Origin of the sequence: Asticcacaulis sp. (genome assembly GCF_020217185.1) — a bacterium.
Classification (GTDB): domain Bacteria; phylum Pseudomonadota; class Alphaproteobacteria; order Caulobacterales; family Caulobacteraceae; genus Asticcacaulis.
Genome location: NZ_JAIWNX010000263.1, coordinates 1 through 19,139 on the forward strand (window position 1 = coordinate 1; position 19,139 = coordinate 19,139).

At 62.6% G+C, this 19,139-nt stretch carries 12 protein-coding genes; 7 read left to right on the top strand and 5 right to left on the bottom strand.

Features of this window, described 5'->3' with window-relative positions; all coding sequences use genetic code 11:
• The first annotated feature begins 64 nt into the window (after positions 1–64).
• The 7 genes from LDL37_RS13225 (at position 65) to LDL37_RS13255 (ending at position 13,061) form a co-directional block, all read left to right on the top strand.
• Complete coding sequence (locus tag LDL37_RS13225) at positions 65–1,072, top strand: LacI family DNA-binding transcriptional regulator (RefSeq protein WP_290799170.1); 1,008 nt, start codon at positions 65–67, stop codon at positions 1,070–1,072.
• 77 nt (positions 1,073–1,149) lie between these two features.
• Positions 1,150–4,074: a TonB-dependent receptor gene (locus LDL37_RS13230; RefSeq protein WP_290799172.1), complete on the top strand. Its 2,925-nt coding sequence runs from the start codon at positions 1,150–1,152 to the stop codon at positions 4,072–4,074.
• A 228-nt stretch (positions 4,075–4,302) separates the two neighbouring features.
• Positions 4,303–5,724: a glucoamylase family protein gene (locus tag LDL37_RS13235; protein WP_290799175.1), complete on the top strand. Its 1,422-nt coding sequence runs from the start codon at positions 4,303–4,305 to the stop codon at positions 5,722–5,724.
• Positions 5,724–8,732, top strand: a complete 3,009-nt coding sequence (locus tag LDL37_RS13240) for a discoidin domain-containing protein (protein ID WP_290799177.1) — start codon at positions 5,724–5,726, stop codon at positions 8,730–8,732. The genes LDL37_RS13235 and LDL37_RS13240 overlap by 1 nt, the downstream gene beginning before the upstream one ends.
• Positions 8,729–9,460 carry a phospholipase gene (locus LDL37_RS13245; RefSeq protein WP_290799179.1) on the top strand — a complete coding sequence of 244 codons (732 nt, stop codon included), beginning with the start codon at positions 8,729–8,731 and terminating at the stop codon, positions 9,458–9,460. The genes LDL37_RS13240 and LDL37_RS13245 overlap by 4 nt, the downstream gene beginning before the upstream one ends.
• A 31-nt stretch (positions 9,461–9,491) precedes the next feature.
• Positions 9,492–11,768, top strand: coding sequence for a glycoside hydrolase family 3 N-terminal domain-containing protein (locus LDL37_RS13250; protein WP_290799181.1), 2,277 nt, complete (start codon positions 9,492–9,494; stop codon positions 11,766–11,768).
• On the top strand, positions 11,769–13,061 hold the full coding sequence (locus LDL37_RS13255; RefSeq protein WP_290799183.1) for an MFS transporter: 1,293 nt from the start codon (positions 11,769–11,771) through the stop codon (positions 13,059–13,061).
• Here LDL37_RS13255 and hfaB (LDL37_RS13260) read toward each other — a convergent pair.
• The 5 genes from hfaB (LDL37_RS13260) to LDL37_RS13280 all read right to left on the bottom strand — a co-directional run.
• Positions 13,047–13,997 (bottom strand): holdfast anchoring protein HfaB, encoded by a 951-nt coding sequence (gene hfaB, locus LDL37_RS13260; RefSeq protein ID WP_290799185.1) that lies wholly within the window; start codon positions 13,995–13,997, stop codon positions 13,047–13,049. The genes LDL37_RS13255 and hfaB (LDL37_RS13260) overlap by 15 nt on opposite strands.
• The gene (gene hfaB, locus LDL37_RS13265) at positions 13,994–14,839 is read right to left on the bottom strand and encodes a holdfast anchoring protein HfaB (RefSeq protein WP_290799187.1); all 846 of its coding nucleotides are present in this window, start codon (positions 14,837–14,839) and stop codon (positions 13,994–13,996) included. Before hfaB (LDL37_RS13265) ends, hfaB (LDL37_RS13260) begins: the two co-directional genes overlap by 4 nt.
• 37 nt (positions 14,840–14,876) lie before the next feature.
• A complete protein-coding gene (gene hfaA, locus LDL37_RS13270; RefSeq protein ID WP_290799189.1) occupies positions 14,877–15,299 on the bottom strand; it encodes a holdfast anchoring protein HfaA in 423 nt (140 codons plus the stop codon).
• Positions 15,300–15,364: 65 nt separating this feature from the next.
• Positions 15,365–15,970, bottom strand: coding sequence for a hypothetical protein (locus LDL37_RS13275; RefSeq protein WP_290799191.1), 606 nt, complete (start codon positions 15,968–15,970; stop codon positions 15,365–15,367).
• Between the two features lie 385 nt (positions 15,971–16,355).
• Positions 16,356–19,139 (bottom strand): glycoside hydrolase family 2 TIM barrel-domain containing protein (locus tag LDL37_RS13280; protein WP_290799193.1); only part of this gene is annotated, 2,784 nt, incomplete at its 5' end.

Sequence of the window (19,139 nt, forward strand, 5' to 3'; positions counted from 1 at the left end):
AGCGCTTACACAACGCCAAACGACGCTGTAAGCGCTTACATAACACGACAGGGTGCAGAGTTTCATGGCGGCAAGCGTAACGCTCAATGACGTAGCCAAGGCGGCGGGGGTGTCAATCGCGTCGGCCTCACGCGCCATTAATGGCCTCGACAACGTCACCGAAGAGGTGCGTGAGCGCGTTCTGGCGGCTGCCGGCAAGCTCAAATACGTGCCGCACGGCGCGGCGCGGGCTCTGGCCATGAGCCGTACCAATACCATCGGCGTCATCCTGCCGGATATCTATGGCGAGTTCTTTTCGGAGATCATCCGCGGCATTGATGTCGGTGCGCGCGCCAGCGGTCTGCACATTCTGGTGTCGGGATCGCACGGCGACGTAAAGGAGGCCGTCAAGGCGGCGCGCGCCATGGCCGGTCGTGTCGATGGTCTGCTGGTCATGGCCCCCTATGCCGATGCCGACGACCTGTCGGGTAAGTTGCCGTTCAATCTGCCGCTGGTCATGATGGGCGGGGTGGGCGGTCAGGCCGATCTGCCGAGCCTTGTCGTTGATAACTATTCGGGCGCGCTGGAGGCCGTGCGGCACCTGCACGAACAGGGCTGCCGCCGCATCGCCCACATTGCGGGGCCGGAGAGCAATCTGGAGGCGCAGGACCGCCTGCGCGGCTATCTCGATGGTCTGAAAGAGGCGGGGCTGTCGCCGCAGGTGCTGCCCGGCGATTTCACCGATGGGGCAGGTTATGCCGCCGTACAGACCCTTCTGGCGCAGGAACAGATGCCCGACGGCTTGTTTGCCGCCAATGACATGATGGCGCTGGGGGCGACCCTGGGCCTGCGTGAGGCAGGCGTGTCGATTCCGGACGACATCGCCATCATCGGTTTCGACGACATACCGGTGACGCGCTACGCCTCACCGCCCATTTCGACGCTGCGCGCCGGAGTCTTCGACATCGGTCGGCGCAGTCTTGAGCTGCTTTCCGCCCTGATCGAGCGCGGTTCGGCGGAGGCTTCGGCCTCGGCCGCCAGCCTGATCGTGCGACCTGAACTGGTGGTGCGGGCGTCCAGCCGCCGCCGTTAAAGCGTTTCTGCAAACGCTGCGAGTATCGCGTTTTATACAAATAAAACAGTTCTTTGGGAGAACAGGATATGCTTCATATGTCTCGCACGCGGGGCCTGAGCCTCGGTGTTTCGGGCCTCGCCCTAGCGGCCGCCCTCGTCATGGCGGCCCCGGCCTTCGCCGCGGAATCCGACGCCACGCTTCAGGGCCGCGTTTCCGCGGCTCCGGCCGGCACGGTCGTGACCGCGACTGACGCCAATACGGGCGCCAAGGCGACCGCCACCGTGCGTGCCGATGGCCGCTATGTGATCGTCGGCCTGCGTCCGGGCACCTATACGGTCACCTTCCGCGCACCGGACGGCACAACGCGCACCGAGCAGGCCGTATTGCCCGTTGGTCAGACGATCGAAGTCGATGCCGACCTCGCCACCGCCGAAGCGCCGGTGCAGGAAGTCACCGTCGTCGCCTCGCGCCGCAACAATCCGCGTCAGTCGGAAGTCTCCACCTCCATTTCGCGCGCCCAGATCGAAAACCTGCCGCAGAACGGCCGCAACTTCCTCAACTTCGCGGCTCTGGCCCCCGGCGTTGCCGTGTCCACCGACCCGGAGCGCAAGACCTTTCAGGCCGGCGCGGTCAACGCCAATCAGGTCAACGTCTTTATTGACGGCATGAGCCAGAAGAATCAGGTGCTGCAAGGCGGCGTCACGGGTCAGGACGCCTCGCGCGGCAATCCGTTCCCGCAACTGGCCGTGCAGGAGTTCAAGGTCTCGACCCAGAACTTCAAGGCGGAATATGAACAGGCCGGTTCGGCCATCATCACCGCCGTCACCAAGACCGGCGGCACCGAATTCCACGGCACGGTGTTCGGCACGCTCCAGACCAAGAGCATGATCGGTCAGAATTATTACGACACCGGCCCCAAGCAGGATTTCGAAAACAAGGAATACGGCTTCGACATCGGCGGCCCGATCATCAAGAACAAGCTGCACTTCTACATGTCCTACGAAGGCCGCAAAGACGCGCGCCCCTCGGACGCAGTGAACATGCGCAACAATGCAGCCCTCAACGGGCTTAACCCGTCCCTCGTGACCGCCCTGTCCAACGCCTATAACGGCAGCTATGCCAAGGACTTCAAGCAGGACATGTGGTTCGGCAAGCTGACCTGGTTTGCCGATGACAACAACACGGTCGATATCACCTTCCGTAACCGTACCGAAGACGATGTTCGCAATTTCAGCGGTACAACGGCCTATGAACGCGGTTCGACCCTCGATCAGGAGATCAAGGGGGCCAGCGTCAAGTGGCGTCACCGGGCGGACAATCTGCTCAACGAGATGCAACTGGATTATCAGGACTCGCAGTGGCGGGAATCGCCCCTGAGCACTGGTCCGGCCATCACGCTGATCAAGAAGAACGCCGATGGAAGCCCCGATGTGAACACAGTATATGCCACCTGGGGCGGGCGTCCCTATTCGCAGGTCAAGGGGCAGGAAAGCGTTACCCTGCGCAACGACCTGACCCTGACCGGCATCGAATGGTACGGTACGCATGTGATCAAGGGCGGTTTCAAGCTGGCCAACTATAAGTACACGGCCGATGAGAATGACCATCGCCGGGTTCCGGAATATTATTACGATGCCGCTACCTACGTGTATGGTGGCACCAATACACCTCTGGCGGTGAGGATCGCCGACGGCGACCCGCACCTCACTTCGAACAATATGCAGTTCGGGGCCTATATTCAGGACGACTGGACCTTCGACGATCACTGGACCTTCAATCTGGGCGTGCGCTGGGACTATGAGTCCAACATGCTCAACAACGAATATACGACGCCTGCCGATATCGCGACGGCCATGCGCAATACGGCAGGCTTCAACAAGGCCTTCAATCCCGACAACTTTATCTCAACGGGGTCGAACCGCGAGGCCTTCAAAGGGGCCATCCAGCCGCGTATCGGCTTTGCCTATGACGTGAATGCCGACCGTGATCTGGTCATCTTCGGCGGCTATGGTCGCTACTATGACCGTAACATCTACGATCTGGCGCAACTGGAAACGCGCCGTGCCACTATTCACGTGGCCCAGATCAATTTCACGCCCAACGGTGATACGGACAATGTCCAGAATACCGCAACGTGGAACGCCAACTATTTCGGCAATCCGACGGCTCTGGTGGCGCTGGCCAAGTCTTTGGGTCTGAAGGGGGAGGTGTTTGCGCTGAACAACGACACCAAGGTGCCCTATTCAGATCAGTTCAATCTGGGGGTCCGCAAGCGTTTCGGCGAGATTTCCACCTCGGCCACCCTGTCCTACATCAAGTATCAGAACCTGTTTAACTGGGTGCTCGGTAACCGCCTGCCGGACGGCAGCTGGTGCCAGTACGGCCCGCAATATGCCTGCCAGCCGTGGGGGAATGGCCTGCCGGGCTATGGCGCGCTGATCATCTCGACCAATGAGCGTCAGGCGCGTTACAAGGCCCTGTATCTCACCGCCGAGAAGCCGTGGACGCCGGCGTCGAAGTACGGCTTCAGCACCACCCTGACCCTGACTGACGCCGAAATGACCGGTCACAACGACCCGTTCATCTTCGACTATGCCAGTCCCTCGGCCACCGGCTGGCACAAGGCGGAAGGCGTCGATAAGTGGCGCTTCGTCGGTTCGGGCATTGTGTCGGGTCCGTGGGACACCCGCGTTTCCGCCATTGTGACGCTGGCTTCGGGCGTGCCCTATGGCCGTGTGCTCGATACCGCTCCGGCGCTTCAGATTCAGGAAGGGTATTTCTGGCCGGGCAAGTCCTTCAAGCAGGTCGATCTGCGCGTGTCCAAGGACTTCAAGCTGTGGAACGGTCAGACGGTCACCGCCGACGCGCAGGTCTATAACCTGTTCGACACGTGGAACCGCGCCTATTCGCAATGGACAGGCGGCTATGACAACGGTACGGGCGCTAAAAAGATCCCCGACCCGAATGCCCAGGTCGGTCCGTCGCGCTCCTTTCAGGTGGGCCTGACCTATAAGTGGTAACGCTTTCGGCGCGGTGGTATCCGCTGCGCCGCTCCCCATGCCCAGCGGTGTCTCATCCCCTGACGCGCCGCCGGACATCTGCCCGCCAGCCTCACTTCCTCGGCTTATGCGGCGCTGACTTGCCTTATACCGGGGGCTTCTCCTCCCGTTTGGAGCCCCCGGTTTTTTTTTGGTGTCCCTGATGGACCGCCGGTGTCACCCGCAGACACCGTGTCGAAGGGAGTTTTTATGACCTTGTCTCATCCGTCCCGCCGCGCCTTTGGTCAGGGTCTTTTTGGCCTCAGCCTGTTGCCGCTGGGGGCCTGTGCGTCTCTGCCGGGTCTTTCAAACGCGCCGGGCCATGACCCATTGTTGAGCGATCTGCACCGGCGGACGTTTCAGTTCTTCTGGGACGTGACCGATCACCGTACCGGCCTGACGCCGGATCGCTGGCCCACGCGCACCTTTTCGTCGGTGGCCGCCATCGGCTTTGCCTTCAACGCCTATATTATCGGTGCGGAGTCGGGCTATATCCGCCGCGAACAGGCGGCGGAGCGCACCTTTAACACCCTGAATTTCCTGTATAACCTGCCGCAGGGCGAGGCCGCTTCGGGCACGGCGGGCTATAAGGGTTATTTCTATCACTTCCTGCGTTTTGACGACGGTACGCGCTATAAAACCTGCGAACTGTCGTCCATCGACACCTCGCTTCTGCTGATGGGGGCCCTGTGCGCCGGGCAGTATTTCGACCGCGACACGACTGTTGAACGCGATATCCGCCGCCTGTCCACCGTCCTTTATGCGCGCGTGGACTGGACCTTCATGATGCGCCCGTCGGGGCGGCAGACCATGGGCTGGCACCCCGAAGACGGCTTCATCAAGGCCGAATGGCGCGGCTATAACGAAGGGATGATGGTCTATCTGCTGGCTATGGCCTCGCCGACCCACCCGATTGACCCCAAGGCCTATCAGGTGTGGTGCTCGACCTATGAGGAGACCTTTGGCCCCAATCACGGGGAGCCGCACCTGGGCTTCCACGCTTTGTTCGGCCATCAGTATAACCACGTCTGGATCGACTATCGCGGCATAGCCGACGCCTATATGCGCGCCAAAGGTCTGGATTATTTTGAAAATTCCCGCCGTGCCACGCTGGCGCAGCGCAACTATGCCATTCAGAACCCGATGGGGTTCAGGGACTATGGGCCGGACATCTGGGGCTTTACGGCTTGCGACGGCCCGGCGGATGTCAAGCTGGTGATCGACGGCGTCGAGCGGCAATTCCGCAGCTATTCGGCGCGCGGGCCGGGCGATCTGCACCCGTTCGACGACGGCACGATTGCGCCCACGGCGGCGCTGGGTTCGATCATGTTTACGCCGGTGGAGTCTCTGGCCGCCGCCAGAGCCATGCAGGCGCGCTACGGCTCGGATATCTATGGCCAATATGGCTTTTTCGACAGCTTCAACCCGACCTTTGTGACCGACTATCCGTCGCGCGAAGGCCATCAGACCCAACGCGCCGGATGGGTGTCCAACGACTATATCGGCATTGATCAGGGGCCGATCCTGTGCAGTATCGAAAACCTGCGCTCTGGCCTGTTCTGGCGGCTGATGAAGGGCTGCGCGCCGCTTCAGCGCGGCCTGAAACTGGCCGGGTTTGAGGCGGTGGCCTGATGCGCCGTCAACTGTCCCTAGGGGCGCTGATACTGGCCGCCGGGCTGCTGGCGATGCCTGTGTCGGCGCAAACCGCCCTGATCGCGCCGACACCGTGGACTGCGGGGGCGTCAGAGGGCGTAGCCTCAAAGGCCAGCGGCGGCGAAACCGCCCGGCTGGACTATGGGTTCAAAGGGGCGGGCTATGCCTTTATGGTGCATGATCTTGACTTTGCGGCCCCGGAGAACTTCGTCATCGACATCCCGGTAAAGGGCGAGGGGGCGGGTAATGATCTTCAGATCAAGTTCACCGATGCCTCGGGCGACAATGTGTGGTGGGTGACGCGCCCGGCCTTTGTGCCGACACCGCAGGGTGCGGTGCTGCGCATTCGCCCGCGCCATATCGACTTCGCCTGGGGGACGACAAAGGATCGCACCTTCCGGGGTGGCAAGCGCATGGAGATAGTCGTCGTCAAGACGGCCAGGGGGGCGGCCTCCGGCTGGCTGGAGGTCGGGCCGATCCGCTGGCGCGCCGAGGCTCCGGAACCGAAGACCGAAGCGCCTTTAAAAGCAGATGTGACGGCGGCGGTGGACGGTAACCCCCGCACCGGCACCGGGGCGGCGTCGGTGACGCTTGATCTGTCGCGTGTGCGCGCCTTTGGCGGATTGAAACTCGACTGGGGCAAGGTGCCCGCCCTTTATACGGTGGCTGTGTCCGACGACGGACGCAGCTTCCGTGAGTTGCGCACCGTTGCGGGTTCGGACGGCGGGACAGACTATGTGACACTGGGTGAGGTCGATGCGCGCTATGTCCGCGTCAGCGGGCAGGGGCAACTCAATGAGGCCGCCCTGCTGCCACTGGAGATGGGGCTTAAGCCGAACGCCTTGCTGAGCGAACTGGCGCGTACCGCGCCGCGTGGCGACTATCCGCGCGGCTTTACGGAGCAAGCCTACTGGACCGTGGTCGGCGTGGCGCATGGCGGCCCGCGCGCGGCGCTGCTGTCCGAAGACGGGGCGGTCGAGCTGGGGCCGGAACGCCCGTCGCTAATGCCCGTGCTGACGATCGGCGGCAAGCGTCTGACCTGGGCGCAGGCCACGGTCACACAGGGCATGGACACCGAACGCCTGCCCTTGCCGACGGTCGAATGGCAGGGGGAGGGCGTTCAGATGCGCGTCGCCCCTCTGGCCTTTGGCGAGGGCAAGGCCCCCTATGCGCTGGTGCGTTACGAGGTGCGCTCCGACACGGCGCAGACGGTGCGACTGGAGTTGCACGTGCAGCCGATGCAGGTCAATCCGCCGACGCAGTTTCTGACGCGGCCGGGAGGCTATGCGCCGATCCGCCGTCTCAGTCGTGACGGCGATACGGTGAACGTCGAGGATCAGCCGCTGTGGCTGCTGACGCCGCCGAAGGATTTTACGGCGTCCGGTTTCCTGAGCGGGCCGCAGGGGGCCAGTGCCGCCGATACGGATGGTCTGGCGTCCGGCGTGATTGGTTATGACCTGAATCTCACACCGGGCAAGGCGCAGGGCGTCATTGTGGCCTTTCCGTTGGGCGGGCAGACAGCGCGCCCGGTCATCACCGGGGATGTGGTGAAGTGGGCCGAAGCACAGGCCGAAAGCGTCAGGGCCGACTGGCGTCAGCGGTTGGGGGATACCCGCCTTGTCCTGCCCGCTGGCGCGCCGCCCATTGCCGACAGCGCGCGTCTGGCGCTCGCCTACCAACTGATCCTGCTTGATGGGGACTGGCTGAAGCCCGGTGCGCGGTCTTACGACCGCTCGTGGATACGCGACGGGGCCATGATGTCCGAAGGCCTGCTGCGTATGGGCCTGCACAGGGAGGCGCTGGCCTATTTCAAGGCCTATGCCCCGATGAGCTTCGATAATGGCAAAGTGCCGTGCTGCGTCGATGCGCGTGGGGCCGATCCGACGCCGGAAAACGACTCCAACGGGCAATTGCCGTGGCTGGCCGGGGAACTGATCCGCTTTGGCGTTGCGCCCGCCGAGATCGCGCCCTACTGGCCGCAGGTGTCTGGTGCCATCGCCTATCAGGAAGGCTTGCGTCAGGCCAATCTGACGCCGCAGACCGAGGCGCGCTATCGCGGCCTGATGCCGCCGTCGATCAGCCACGAGGGCTATTCGGACAAGGCGGCCTATAGCTACTGGGACAATTTCTGGGCCCTGAAAGGCTATCGCGGAGCCGCGGTGACGGCACGCGCTTTGGGCAAGACGGCAGAGGCCGAACGTATCTCTGCGCAGGACGAGGCCTTTGCGCGTGATCTGAAGGCCTCGATCCTCGCCACGGCGGCGCACTATGGGCAGGACGTGGTGGCCGGAGCCGCTGACCGGGGCGATTTCGACCCGACCTCGACGACCATGGGCCTGACCTCCGGCGCGCATACGGACGACATCCCTGAGGCGCTGAAACGTCAGACCTTTGAGCGCTACTGGACGGATATTCTGATGCGCCGCCGTCAGACGCCCAACAGCTATACCCCCTACGAACTGCGCAATGTCGGGGCCTTTTTGCGGCTGAAACAGCCCGAACGGGCGCGTCAGGCGCTCACGATGTTCTTTGCCGATCAGGCCCCCAGAGCGTGGTTTCAGTGGGGGGAGGTGGTCACCGTCCCTTATCGTCAACCGTTGTTTATTGGTGACCTGCCGCACGGCTGGGTCGAATCCGACTATTTGCGCGTGGCGCTCGACATGTTCGCCTATGAGCGGGCCGAGACGGCGCAGATGGTGCTTTTGTCAGGGTTTGACCCGAAATGGGCGGATAAGGGCGAAACGCGGCTGGAGCGGCTGCATACGCCGTGGGGAACGCTGTCGCTGACGGTCACCAAGGCGGGTTCAGGTTTGAGAATCAATATTGACTCGGATGCCCCACCGCCCGGAGGCTATGTGATTGACGTCCCTTCCCTGATGGGGCGGGATGCCCGAGTGCGGGTGGATGGAAAACTCGTGACACTCCACGACGGCGAACTGATCATCAAAACAGCAAAAGCCGAGATTATTCTGGGAGATGTCGCATGATCTTCACACGGTTTCCCTCAAAAGTTCTTGTCGCTCTGTTTGGTCTTTGGCTTCTCACTGCCTGCGCCAGCCTGCCGTCGGCAGACCTGCCGCGTGGTGAGACGCCCAAATCCCTGACGCTGAAAGACGGCCGCACGGTCGGGTACATGCAGTCTCTGCCGTCAAACCTGAAAGGTAAGGCCCCGGTGCTGGTCTTCCTGCACGGCACGGGGGAGATCGGCACCGATGTCAAACTGACGACGGTGCACGGGCCGTGGGCCTATAGCCGCGCCAACCCGGACAAGGCGCCCTTCATCATTCTGGCGCCGCAACTGAGCGAGAAGGTCGAATGGAACCCGGCGACGCTGGAGGAATGGCTGACGCAGGCCCTGAAAGGCCTGCCTGCCGACCATAGCCGTCTGTACCTGACCGGCCTGTCGCGTGGCGGGCGGGGCACATGGAACTGGGCGATTGCCTATCCGCGACGCTTTGCCGCCATTGCGCCGGTATCCGGAGACTCGCTTTATCGCGACGGAGCCTGCGCCCTGAAAGACGTGCCGGTATGGGCCTTTCACGGCGCAAAGGACTATATCGTCCTCTATCAGCCCGAAGACCAGTTTGCCGATGCCGTCCGCGCCTGCGGCGGTGAGGTCAACTACACCCTCTATCCCGACGGCAATCACAATGCCTGGGACGCCGCCTATGCCACCCCCAGCCTCTATGCGTGGCTGCTCAAACATAAACGTTGAATCTTTTCCCCGCAGATACCAAGGATAACCCATGACCGCTTTCACGCCCTCACGCCGGTTCTTCCTCAGGGGCGCCGTAGCTACGGCCGCCTTCGTTCCCATCGTCGCCCCCGGCCTCGCCAAGGCCGTGGTCGCGCCGGACCCCTTTATCGAAAAGCTGATCGCGTCGCTTTCGCTCGAAGAAAAGGCCGGTCAGCTCAGCCTCTATGCCGACCTGACGCGCCCGGACTTCGGCAATGTCAATCCGGCCGCCGTGGCCCAGACCAGGGATGAGGTGAAGGCGCGCATCCGTCGCGGCGAAATCACCGGCCTGTTCAACGGCATCGGTGTCGCCGGGGCGCGTGAATTGCAAAAGGTGGCGGTCGAGGAATCGCCGCACAAGATTCCGCTGATCTTTGCCGCCGATATCATCCACGGCCTGCGGACCACCTTCCCGGTGCCGCTGGGCGAGGCGGCGGCGTGGGACGCCGATCTGGCCTACCGCACGGCGCGCGCCGCGGCTATTGAGGCGACCGCCGTTGGCCTGCACTGGACCTTTGCGCCGATGGTGGACATTGCCCGCGATCAGCGTTGGGGCCGCGTCGTCGAAGGGGCGGGCGAAGACACCTATCTCGGCAATGTGCTGGCCGTCGCCCGCGTCAAGGGTTTTCAGGGCAATGACCTGAAGGACGGGCGCAACATGCTGGCCTGCCTCAAGCACTTTGCCGCCTATGGCGCGGTGCAGGGCGGCATGGAATATGCGACGGTCGATATCCCCGAAACCACCCTGTGGGAAACCCATCTGCCGCCGTTCAAGGCCGGGCTGGACGCCGGGTGTTTGTCGGTGATGTCGAGCTTCAACGACATTTCGGGCGTGCCCGCCACGGCCAACCGCCACCTGCTGACCGAAATCCTGCGCGATCAGTGGGGCTTTAGAGGGCTGGTGGTGTCCGACTATACCTCCGAAGAAGAACTGATCCTGCACGGCTATGCCGCCGATGGGCGTGACGCGACCAAAAAAGCCATTATGGCCGGGTGTGATATGTCCATGCAATCAGGTCTTTATTTCAAACACCTGCCATCGCTTGTGAAGGATGGCGAAGTGCCGCAAGCGGTGCTGGATGAGGCGGTGCGCCGCGTTCTGCGCGTCAAGAAGGCGTTGGGCCTGTTCGACAATCCGTACCGCTCGATGGACGCCAAGCGCGAAAAGACCGATGTGCGCAGCGCTGAGATCGTCGCCCTGTCGCGCGAAGCCGGCCGCCGCTCGATCGTGCTGCTGCGCAACGAAGGCAACCTTCTGCCGCTCGCCAAAACGGGCAAGAAGATCGCTCTGATCGGGCCTCTGGGGGCGGATCGCCACAACCTGCCGGGCCCGTGGTCGGTCTTCCCGGACCGGGCCAAGGGCGTCACCATTGAGGAAGGTCTGCGCGCCGTGGTGGCAGACCCGGCGGCGATCACGGTGGTCAAGGGCGTGGACTTCGAAGCAGTCATTCCAGGCGGCATAGACGCGGCGGTCGCGGCGGCCAAAGCCGCTGACATCGTGGTGCTGGCCATGGGCGAGGCCGAGAACATGTCTGGCGAAGCGCAGGCCCGCACCGATATTTCCTTGCCTGCGCCGCAACTGGCGCTGATCGAAGCCGTCAAGGCGACGGGTAAGCCGACCGTGCTGCTGCTGCGTCACGGGCGGGCGCTTGCGCTCACCGGCGCGGCGCGTGAGGCCGACGCCATCCTCGCGACGTGGTTCCTGGGGTCAGAAACCGGCAACGCCATTGCCGATATTCTGTTCGGCGACTACGCCCCCTCCGGTCGCCTGCCGGTCAGCTTTCCGCAGGCGTCGGGCCAGCAGCCCTATTACTACAATCACCGCATTACGGGGCGTCCGCAGCTTGATCCGAAGGACATGGCCTATAAGACCCGCTACCGCGAAGTCACCAACGAAGCCCTCTATCCGTTTGGCTACGGCCTGACCTATTCAACCATTGAATACGGCCCGACCACAGTCAGTTCGGCGGAACTGGGCTGGGACGCGACTTTGACGGTCAGCGCCGAAATCGCCAATACGGGCACGCGCGACGCCGATGAGGTGGTGCAACTCTATATCCATGACCGGGTGGCGAGCCTCGTCCAGCCGATCCGTCAACTCAAGGGCTTCAAGCGGATCAGCCTGAAGGCCGGGGAGCGCACGCGGGTGGCATTTACCCTCAGCCGCGCCGATCTGGCCTTCGTGCACCCTGATCTGAAGCCCGCCGCCGAGCCGGGCGCGTTTAAGGTGTGGATCTCCCCTTCGGCGGTCGGCGGCACCCCGGCTGACTTTGTGCTGAAAGCCTGAATGACGCGAAAAAGCAGCGAGATAGGCCTGGGTGGGGCCGCGGTTTACGGGCTGGGTGACTTTGCCTGTAACCTCTACTGGCAAAGCCTCAGCCTGTTTCTGCTGTTCTACTATACCGAGGTGGTCGGCCTGCCGCCCGCAACGGCGGGTCTGATCTATCTGATCGCCTCGGTATGGGATGGGCTGATCGACCCGCTGATCGGGGCGGCAGCGGACAAGACGCGCACGCGATTCGGGGCCTATCGCCCCTATCTCCTGTTCGGCGGGCCGCTGCTGGGGCTCAGTTTTTGCCTTCTCTATTATCGCCCGCCGCTGGAAGGGACGATGCTCACCCTCTGTCTTTTGGGCACGCATCTGGTCTTTCGTACCTTCTATGCGCTGGTCAATGTGCCCTATGCGGCCCTGTCCGGGCGTATCACCAGCGATCCTGACCGCCGCGCGCAGTTGTCGGGCTTTCGTATGTTTTTCGGGGCTCTGGCGGCGGTTCTGGTGTCGCTGATCACCCCGGCCTCCGGGCAGGGGGGCTATTTCCTGACGGCTGTCGCCTTTGCCATCGTCGCCACCGCCCTGTTTCCACTGGTGTTTTCGGTGACACGCGAGCCTGAGCCGCAGACGACCGCGCCACCGCCGGCGTTGAAGGCCCTGATCGGCAGCCTGCTGCGCAATCGCGCCTTCTGGCGGCTCAATCTGGGGGCGCTGGCTTTTGCCGTCTCAGGGACGGTCCTCACCAAATCCGTCCTCTACTATTTCAAATATCAGCTACACGATGACCGCAGCGGCGCGCTGGCCCTGGCGGTAATGGGCATGGCGGGTCTGGTGGTCATCCCTCTGTGGACGCTTCTGGCGCGGCACATCGGACGGCGCGGCGTATGGATCGCGGCCTGCGGTGTGGGCCTGAGCGGGTTGGGAGCGCTGTGGGCCATCGGCACAACCGCCGGGCCTTTGGGTGTTATCGCCTGTCTGGTCTGCGTTCATAGCGGCTCACTGGGCCTGTTCTTTGCCTTCTGGTCGCTGCTGCCTGACACAGTGGACTATGGCGAGCAGACGCTTCAGGTGCGCGCCGATGGCTTCATCTTCGGCGTCGCGGGTATGATCTCCAAAATCTCGATGGGTCTGGGGGCGGGCCTGTTCGGCTGGGGCTTAAGTCACACCGGCTATCAGCCCAATATCGCCCAAAGTGCTGCAACCCTCAGCGATCTGCGGTTGCTGATGCTGCTCACCCCGGCGCTGGGGTTTGGTCTGTGTCTGCTGGTCATGACAGGCGAGGTGCGGGCGAAATCAGCCTCCGTCTGAGGCCACGTGGCTCCAGCGGCGGCGGTCCAGATACGGCCCCTGATAGGGCGGGCGGGGTTCGACAGCGTTAAGACTGTCCGGGCTTTGCGTCGTCGCCACGCCGCCATTGCGGCACACCGACGGGTCTATGCCGTAAAGCCCGGCAGCGAAGTCATAGACGCTGCGTTCAACCAGGGTACGGACGCTCAGCTGGATGGGCTCCATTTCGCTGAACCCGCCCGACAGGTCGAGCATGGTCCCGTCGAGCAGGGTGAACAGGCCGGGCTTTACCTCACGCCCCACAATCTGCTTCTGATAGGCGGTGACGCGCCGGATTTCCTGCGAGCGCGTGTCGATCAGGCGCAGATCAAGCGCGATATTCATCACAAAGCGCTGCGATACGAAACTGCCTGCCGGATCATCGCTGCCCGTGCCCCCGGCGCGCAGATCGACGCCGTCCGAGCGTATGTTATAGTTCAGCTCCGTCAGGCCGCCGGAAATATAATAGTCGGACCCGGCAATCTGTCCGGCATAGACCTTGCGGAAATTGTCCGGATCGTTGCCCGCCTGATCCGGCGTGTCGGACAGGACGTGGTCCATGGCGGCCTTCAGTTCATAGTCGGAGATGTCGCGGTCGCCGCGCTCCACCTGAGGCAGGCCGGCGCGCGACAGGGCCGACTGGGTGAACAGGGCGATGCCCTGCGTGATATTGGCCCCTGTGTAGAAGTCGCGCTTGCCGGTCAGGTCGTCGATACGGCCCACGGCCACACGCGGCAGGGGCTTGTGCGTGACCACAGCCGCCTGCTGAAGACAGGTCAGATCGGCGCTGTAGGGCGTCAGGTTGGGCGTGGCCGGGGCATTGCCCACAGGCTTGGCGTAGAGGCCCGTCTGCGGGTCGGCGGTGACGCTGGCGCAGGCCGAAAGCAGCAGGGGCAGGGTAAGGACCAGACGTCTCATGGCTGCACCGTTTTCAGACCGGCCTCGCTGAGGCAGGCGCGCCCATCGGCGGCGGTCCATAGCGGCGCGATCAGGTGATAGACCGAGCGTTCGACCAGTTCGCGCACCGCCATCTGAAGCGGCTCCTGACGGCTGTTGCCGCCTTGCAGCAGCAGGCCGATATCCTCGCTGCCCCCATTAAGGCGACGGTCGTTGGTGACGCCGATCACCTGCTTCTGGAAGGTGACGGTGTCCACCACCTGCTGGGTCTGGGTGTTGACCAGCCGCAGATCGACGGCGACATTGAGCACATAGGTGCGGCCGCTGATCTGGCCCTGCGCACCGGGCAGGGCCTGCGACCCGATGGCCGCGTCGTAGCCGTCGGAGCGGATATTGTAGTTCAGTTCGGTAATGCCGCCGACGATATAATAGCGCGAACCGGCGATCTGCCCGGCCAGAATGGGGCGGAAATTGTCGCCGCTTTGCCCGGCGCGTTCCGGCGTATCCGACAGCAGCTTTTGCCGCGCATAGTTCAGTTCGATTTCGGCCACGGAATTGTCGAGGCGCTCGACCACCGGGACCCCGGCATAGCCCAGTGCACTGACGGCGAACAGCGACGCACCTTGCGTGATCTTGGCGCCTGTGTCGAAATCGACCTTGCCCGTCAGGTCGCCAATGCGCCCGACCGCCAGACGCGGCAGGCCGTTCAGAGACGGGCGGTGGGCGAGGCAGCGCAAGGCGGGCGTCACCGGCGTTTCATTGAGAGTCACCTCCGCAAGCGGAGGTGCCGCAGTGGCCAGACCCGGCGATAGCGAGCCTGCGGCGCAACTCAGGGCGAAGAAGAGGCGAAGGGTGTGGGGCATCTGCGCGTATCCGGGTAGGGGTGAAAGCGGGGAGGTGTTATTCACCGGTCGTTTTGCGACCGTTCAGGACGGCGGACACATTGCCGGAATTGTCCTGACGGCTGTTGAGAATGACCGTGTTGTGGCTGCCGCTGACCGTGACCGACAACAGGTTGCCAATTGCCGTGGCCGTGGCCGTCCCCTGCGGCGTCAGGAGACTATTGTTCGACAGAAGGCTGCCGCCGTTGGAACTCGACTGGCTGTAGCGGCTATTGGCGTCGTCGTACTGGATGATACCGTTGACGATCAGGCGGTTGCCATTGGCATCGCGCGTGGTGGGGGTGAAGGGCTGGTTTTCCAGCCGTCGGCCATTGCCATAGCCGTTTTCCAGCGCCCGCAGGTCAGAGGTCTGAGCCGCGGCGGGCAGGGCCAGCAAAGGGCCGGTAAAGACGAGGCCGGTGAGAAGGATGGATGGACGCATGTCTGTCTATGGCTCCATAACGGAAAAGAGGAGCCCGCCTGCGCGGCGGGCTCCCTTCCGGATCATCAGAAACCCTTGACCGTCAGGGTGTTTCCGATGGCCGCCGCCGTGGCGTCCACCTTGCCCGCAACGCCCGCGATGGTGGTGTTGGCATAGGCATTGACCGCAGCCGTATTGACCTGGGTCGAGTTCAGGCTGCTGAAGTCGGTGGTGAAGGTGGCCGAGTTGCTGATGGCCGCCGCCGTGGCGCTGACCGACTTGTCCACATTATAGACCGTGGCGTTCAGCACCGCCGACGGGTCGTAATTGACGTACTGGGTGTTCGACACGGCACCCGACCAGTCGGCTTTCACCGTCGCCGTATTGGCAATGGCGGCCGAAGTGGCGCTGACATCGCCCGTCACATTGGTGATGGTCGTCGAAAGGTTGGAGGTCGCGTCCCCGAAGAAGCGCTGATAGTTGTTCAGGCCGTTCAGGCTCGACCCTTCGGCGGTGAAGCTGTTGCCGATGGCCGCAGCGGTCGCCGATACGTCATTGGTGACATTGTCGATCTTGGCGTTCAGTTGCGCCTTGATGTTGGACGAGTTGTTCTGATTGTTCGAGGCGGTTTGCGCCTGAGCCGAACCGGCCAGAACCAGACCGGCGACGGCGATTAGGGAAAGGTATTTCATCTGAGTCTCCTGTGTATTTGCCCCCAAGCGGGCCACAGAAGTTCAGCAATAGACAGGCCGATAAACGCCGTTAATCTTTCATTTTTAAGATGGGTAAATGAAAAATTAAAACATTCTCGTTCAGGAGAAATTAATATTTAATAAAAAATTAGTTCACCTGAGTTTGCGATTATTAAGAAATTGAAAATCATGTCTCTTAAGGTGGCGATAACCTTAGGGTGTGCCGACTTAATACATGTATTTATTTGAGAAAATGTCTTTTCTTCCCCTTGGGGAAAGGCGAACGTTTCGTGTGTCAGAGCGGCACGTCTGCGGTAACTATATAATGGTTCCATGCCACACAAATCGGGGTGCAGGGGCCTTACGGCCCCTGCATCTTGCCCCCTTAAGGCACCGTCGTCTCGATGGTGAAGCCGTAGCTCTGGGGCTTCAGCGGGATGCGGTACTTGACCAGCGAGCGCGCCTCCTGCGACCAGCCGGTATCACCGCCAACGCCGATCTGCGCCAAGTCGATCAGCAGCGTCCCGTCACCATGCGGCGTGACGTCAGCGGCACGCCATTCGCCGCGCGGGCGGGCATAGAGGTCTTCGTAGGGGAAGGCGAGGGCGTTGGCGCTGAGGGGCTGAGCCCCGGTCACCTTCACCCCCTTGCCCGAAGCGTCGGAAACAGCGATCCAGCGCACATCGGTCTTGTTGCCGGTCTCCTGCGGGCGGGCATAGTCGTGGAACTGTTCGGCAAGCGTGCCCTTATAACGGCCGATGGCATAGCCCGTCTGACGATCGACATAGGATTCCTGCGGGCCGCGTCCGTACCATTCGAGATTGGCCAGAGACGGATCGGTGTCAAAGCGCAGACCGACGCGCAGCGGATCGGGCAGGTCATCCTTGACCGGATCAAAGTCGGTGGTGACCATGACCTTACCGTCGGTGCGCAGGCGGTAGGTGACGGTGACCTTCACCTGACCGGGGCCGTGCACGAACAGGACCTGTACGCGGTCAGCCTCGACCTTCAGGTCGCGCACGCGGCGGTTTTCGGTCAGGCTTTTCCAGATGCCGTGGCTGCGCGCCACATTGGCACCTTCGTCATTATCGGTCAGGCCGCGCCAGAAGTTGGGCGTCCCGCCCTTGAGCAGCGTCTTGCCGTTGCTGTCCAGCGCGATCAGACCGGTATCGGCGTCGATGCTCAGCGTGCGGCCGGCGGCGCTGAGGGTAATGGCCTTGCCCTTCTGCTGCGGCTTGACGAAGGCTGTCGCCTCCATCGGGGCCGAGGCCGGGCGCAGCACAAACTGGCTCCAGCCGACGGTCGAACCCGCCGGCACGCCACGGATGCTGTCGCTCTTGGCGATGGCGGCCAGCGTCACGATGTATTCCGCGCCGTCCTGCGGCAGGGCCGGCAGGGACAGGGCCACGTCCGAGGACGAGTCAGGGGCGGCCTTGACGCCGCTCAGCGTGCCGCGATCGGCGACCACGCCGTCCTTCAACAGGCTCCAGGTGAAGTCGAAGCCCGACAGGTCGCGGAAATTATGACGGTTGATGACCGTGACCTTACCCGACTGCGGCGCGCCTTCGAAGGTGACCGGCGAATAGACCTTCTGAAGCTCGTAATATTCCGGGTCCGGGGTACGGTCGGCCTGCACCACACCGTCGCCCACCACGGAATTGTCGCCGCGTTCGGGGTTCACATCAAAGCCTGAGGCCCAGTAGTGACGGCCTTTGGAGTCCTTACCGTCCACGAACTGATCAATGAAGTCCCAGACGAAGCCGCCTTGCAGCTTCTTTTTGGCGCGGATGGCGACCCAATAATCCTCAAGATTGCCGAGGCTGTTGCCCATGGCGTGGGCGTATTCACACTGGATCAGCGGCTGGGTGTAGCGCGGGTCTTCGGCATAGTCGTTGATGCGGTCGATATCGTCGTACATCGGCGCGTAGATATCGACATAGGGGTTGGGCTGATGGTCGCCGTAGAGCGTGCCGTGGCCCAGATACGAGATCAGGCGCGTCGGATCGTTCTGGCGAATCCACCTGGCGGCGTTTTCAAAGTTGGGTCCGGTCCCGGCCTCGTTACCCAGCGACCAGAAGATGATGGAGGGGTGGTTTTTATCGCGTTCGACCATGCGCGAGATGCGGTCAAGGTGGGCATTAGCCCAGTGCGGCTTGTAGCCCAGTTGGATCTGCTCGCGAATTTTCGGGTCGTTGGCCTGCGCCGCCTTCTTGTCGGCGGTGTCCATATATTCATGGCTCTCGATATTGGCCTCATCCATGATGTAGAGGCCGTATTCGTCGGCGAGGTCGTAGAGGTAGGGATCATTGGGATAGTGCGAGGTGCGCAGCGCATTGACATTGGCCTGCTTCATCAGCTCGACATCCTTGCGCATCAGCTCCGGCGTCATGACGCGGTAGGTTTTGGGGTCGTGCTCGTGGCGGTTGACGCCCTTGATCAGGATGCGCTTGCCATTGACCTGCACCTCGCCATTGCGGATTTCCACCGTGCGGAAACCGATCTTCTTCGAGGTGGCCGAGATCAGATTGCCCTTGGCGTCCGTGACCTCGATCACCAGCCGGTAGAGGTTGGGTGTTTCCGCCGTCCACGCCTTGACGCCCTTGAGCGTGCCGCTCAGTTGCGCCGGCTTGCCGACATTTGCTTTTGCTGAGGTTTTCAGCACCTGCGTCTCGCCGTCATAGACGGTGGCGGTCACTGTGGCCGCACCCTTCTGACCGGCCAGTTCGGCCTCCAGCGCAAAGACGCCATCCGTATAGGTCTTGTCCAGCGTCGCGCGGACGGTGAAATCGCGCAGGCGCGTCTTTGGTTCGGCATAGAGATAGACGCTGCGCTCGATGCCCGACAGCCGCCAGAAGTCCTGATCCTCCAGATAGGAGCCGTCGGCATAGCGGTAGATTTCCAGCGCGATCTCGTTGTGACCGGGCTTGAGGAATTTCGTCACATTGAATTCGGACGGCAGCTTGGAATCTTCCGAATAGCCGACCTTCTCGCCATTGACCCAGATGTAGTAGGCCGCGCCCGCCGCGCCGATATGCAGAAACACATCCTGCCCGGCCCAGTCCGCCGCCACCTCGAAACTGCGTTTGTACGACCCCACCTCGATCATATCGTGCGGGATGAAGGGCTCATTGGCCGGGAAGGGGTATTTGATGTTGAAGAATTCCGGCAG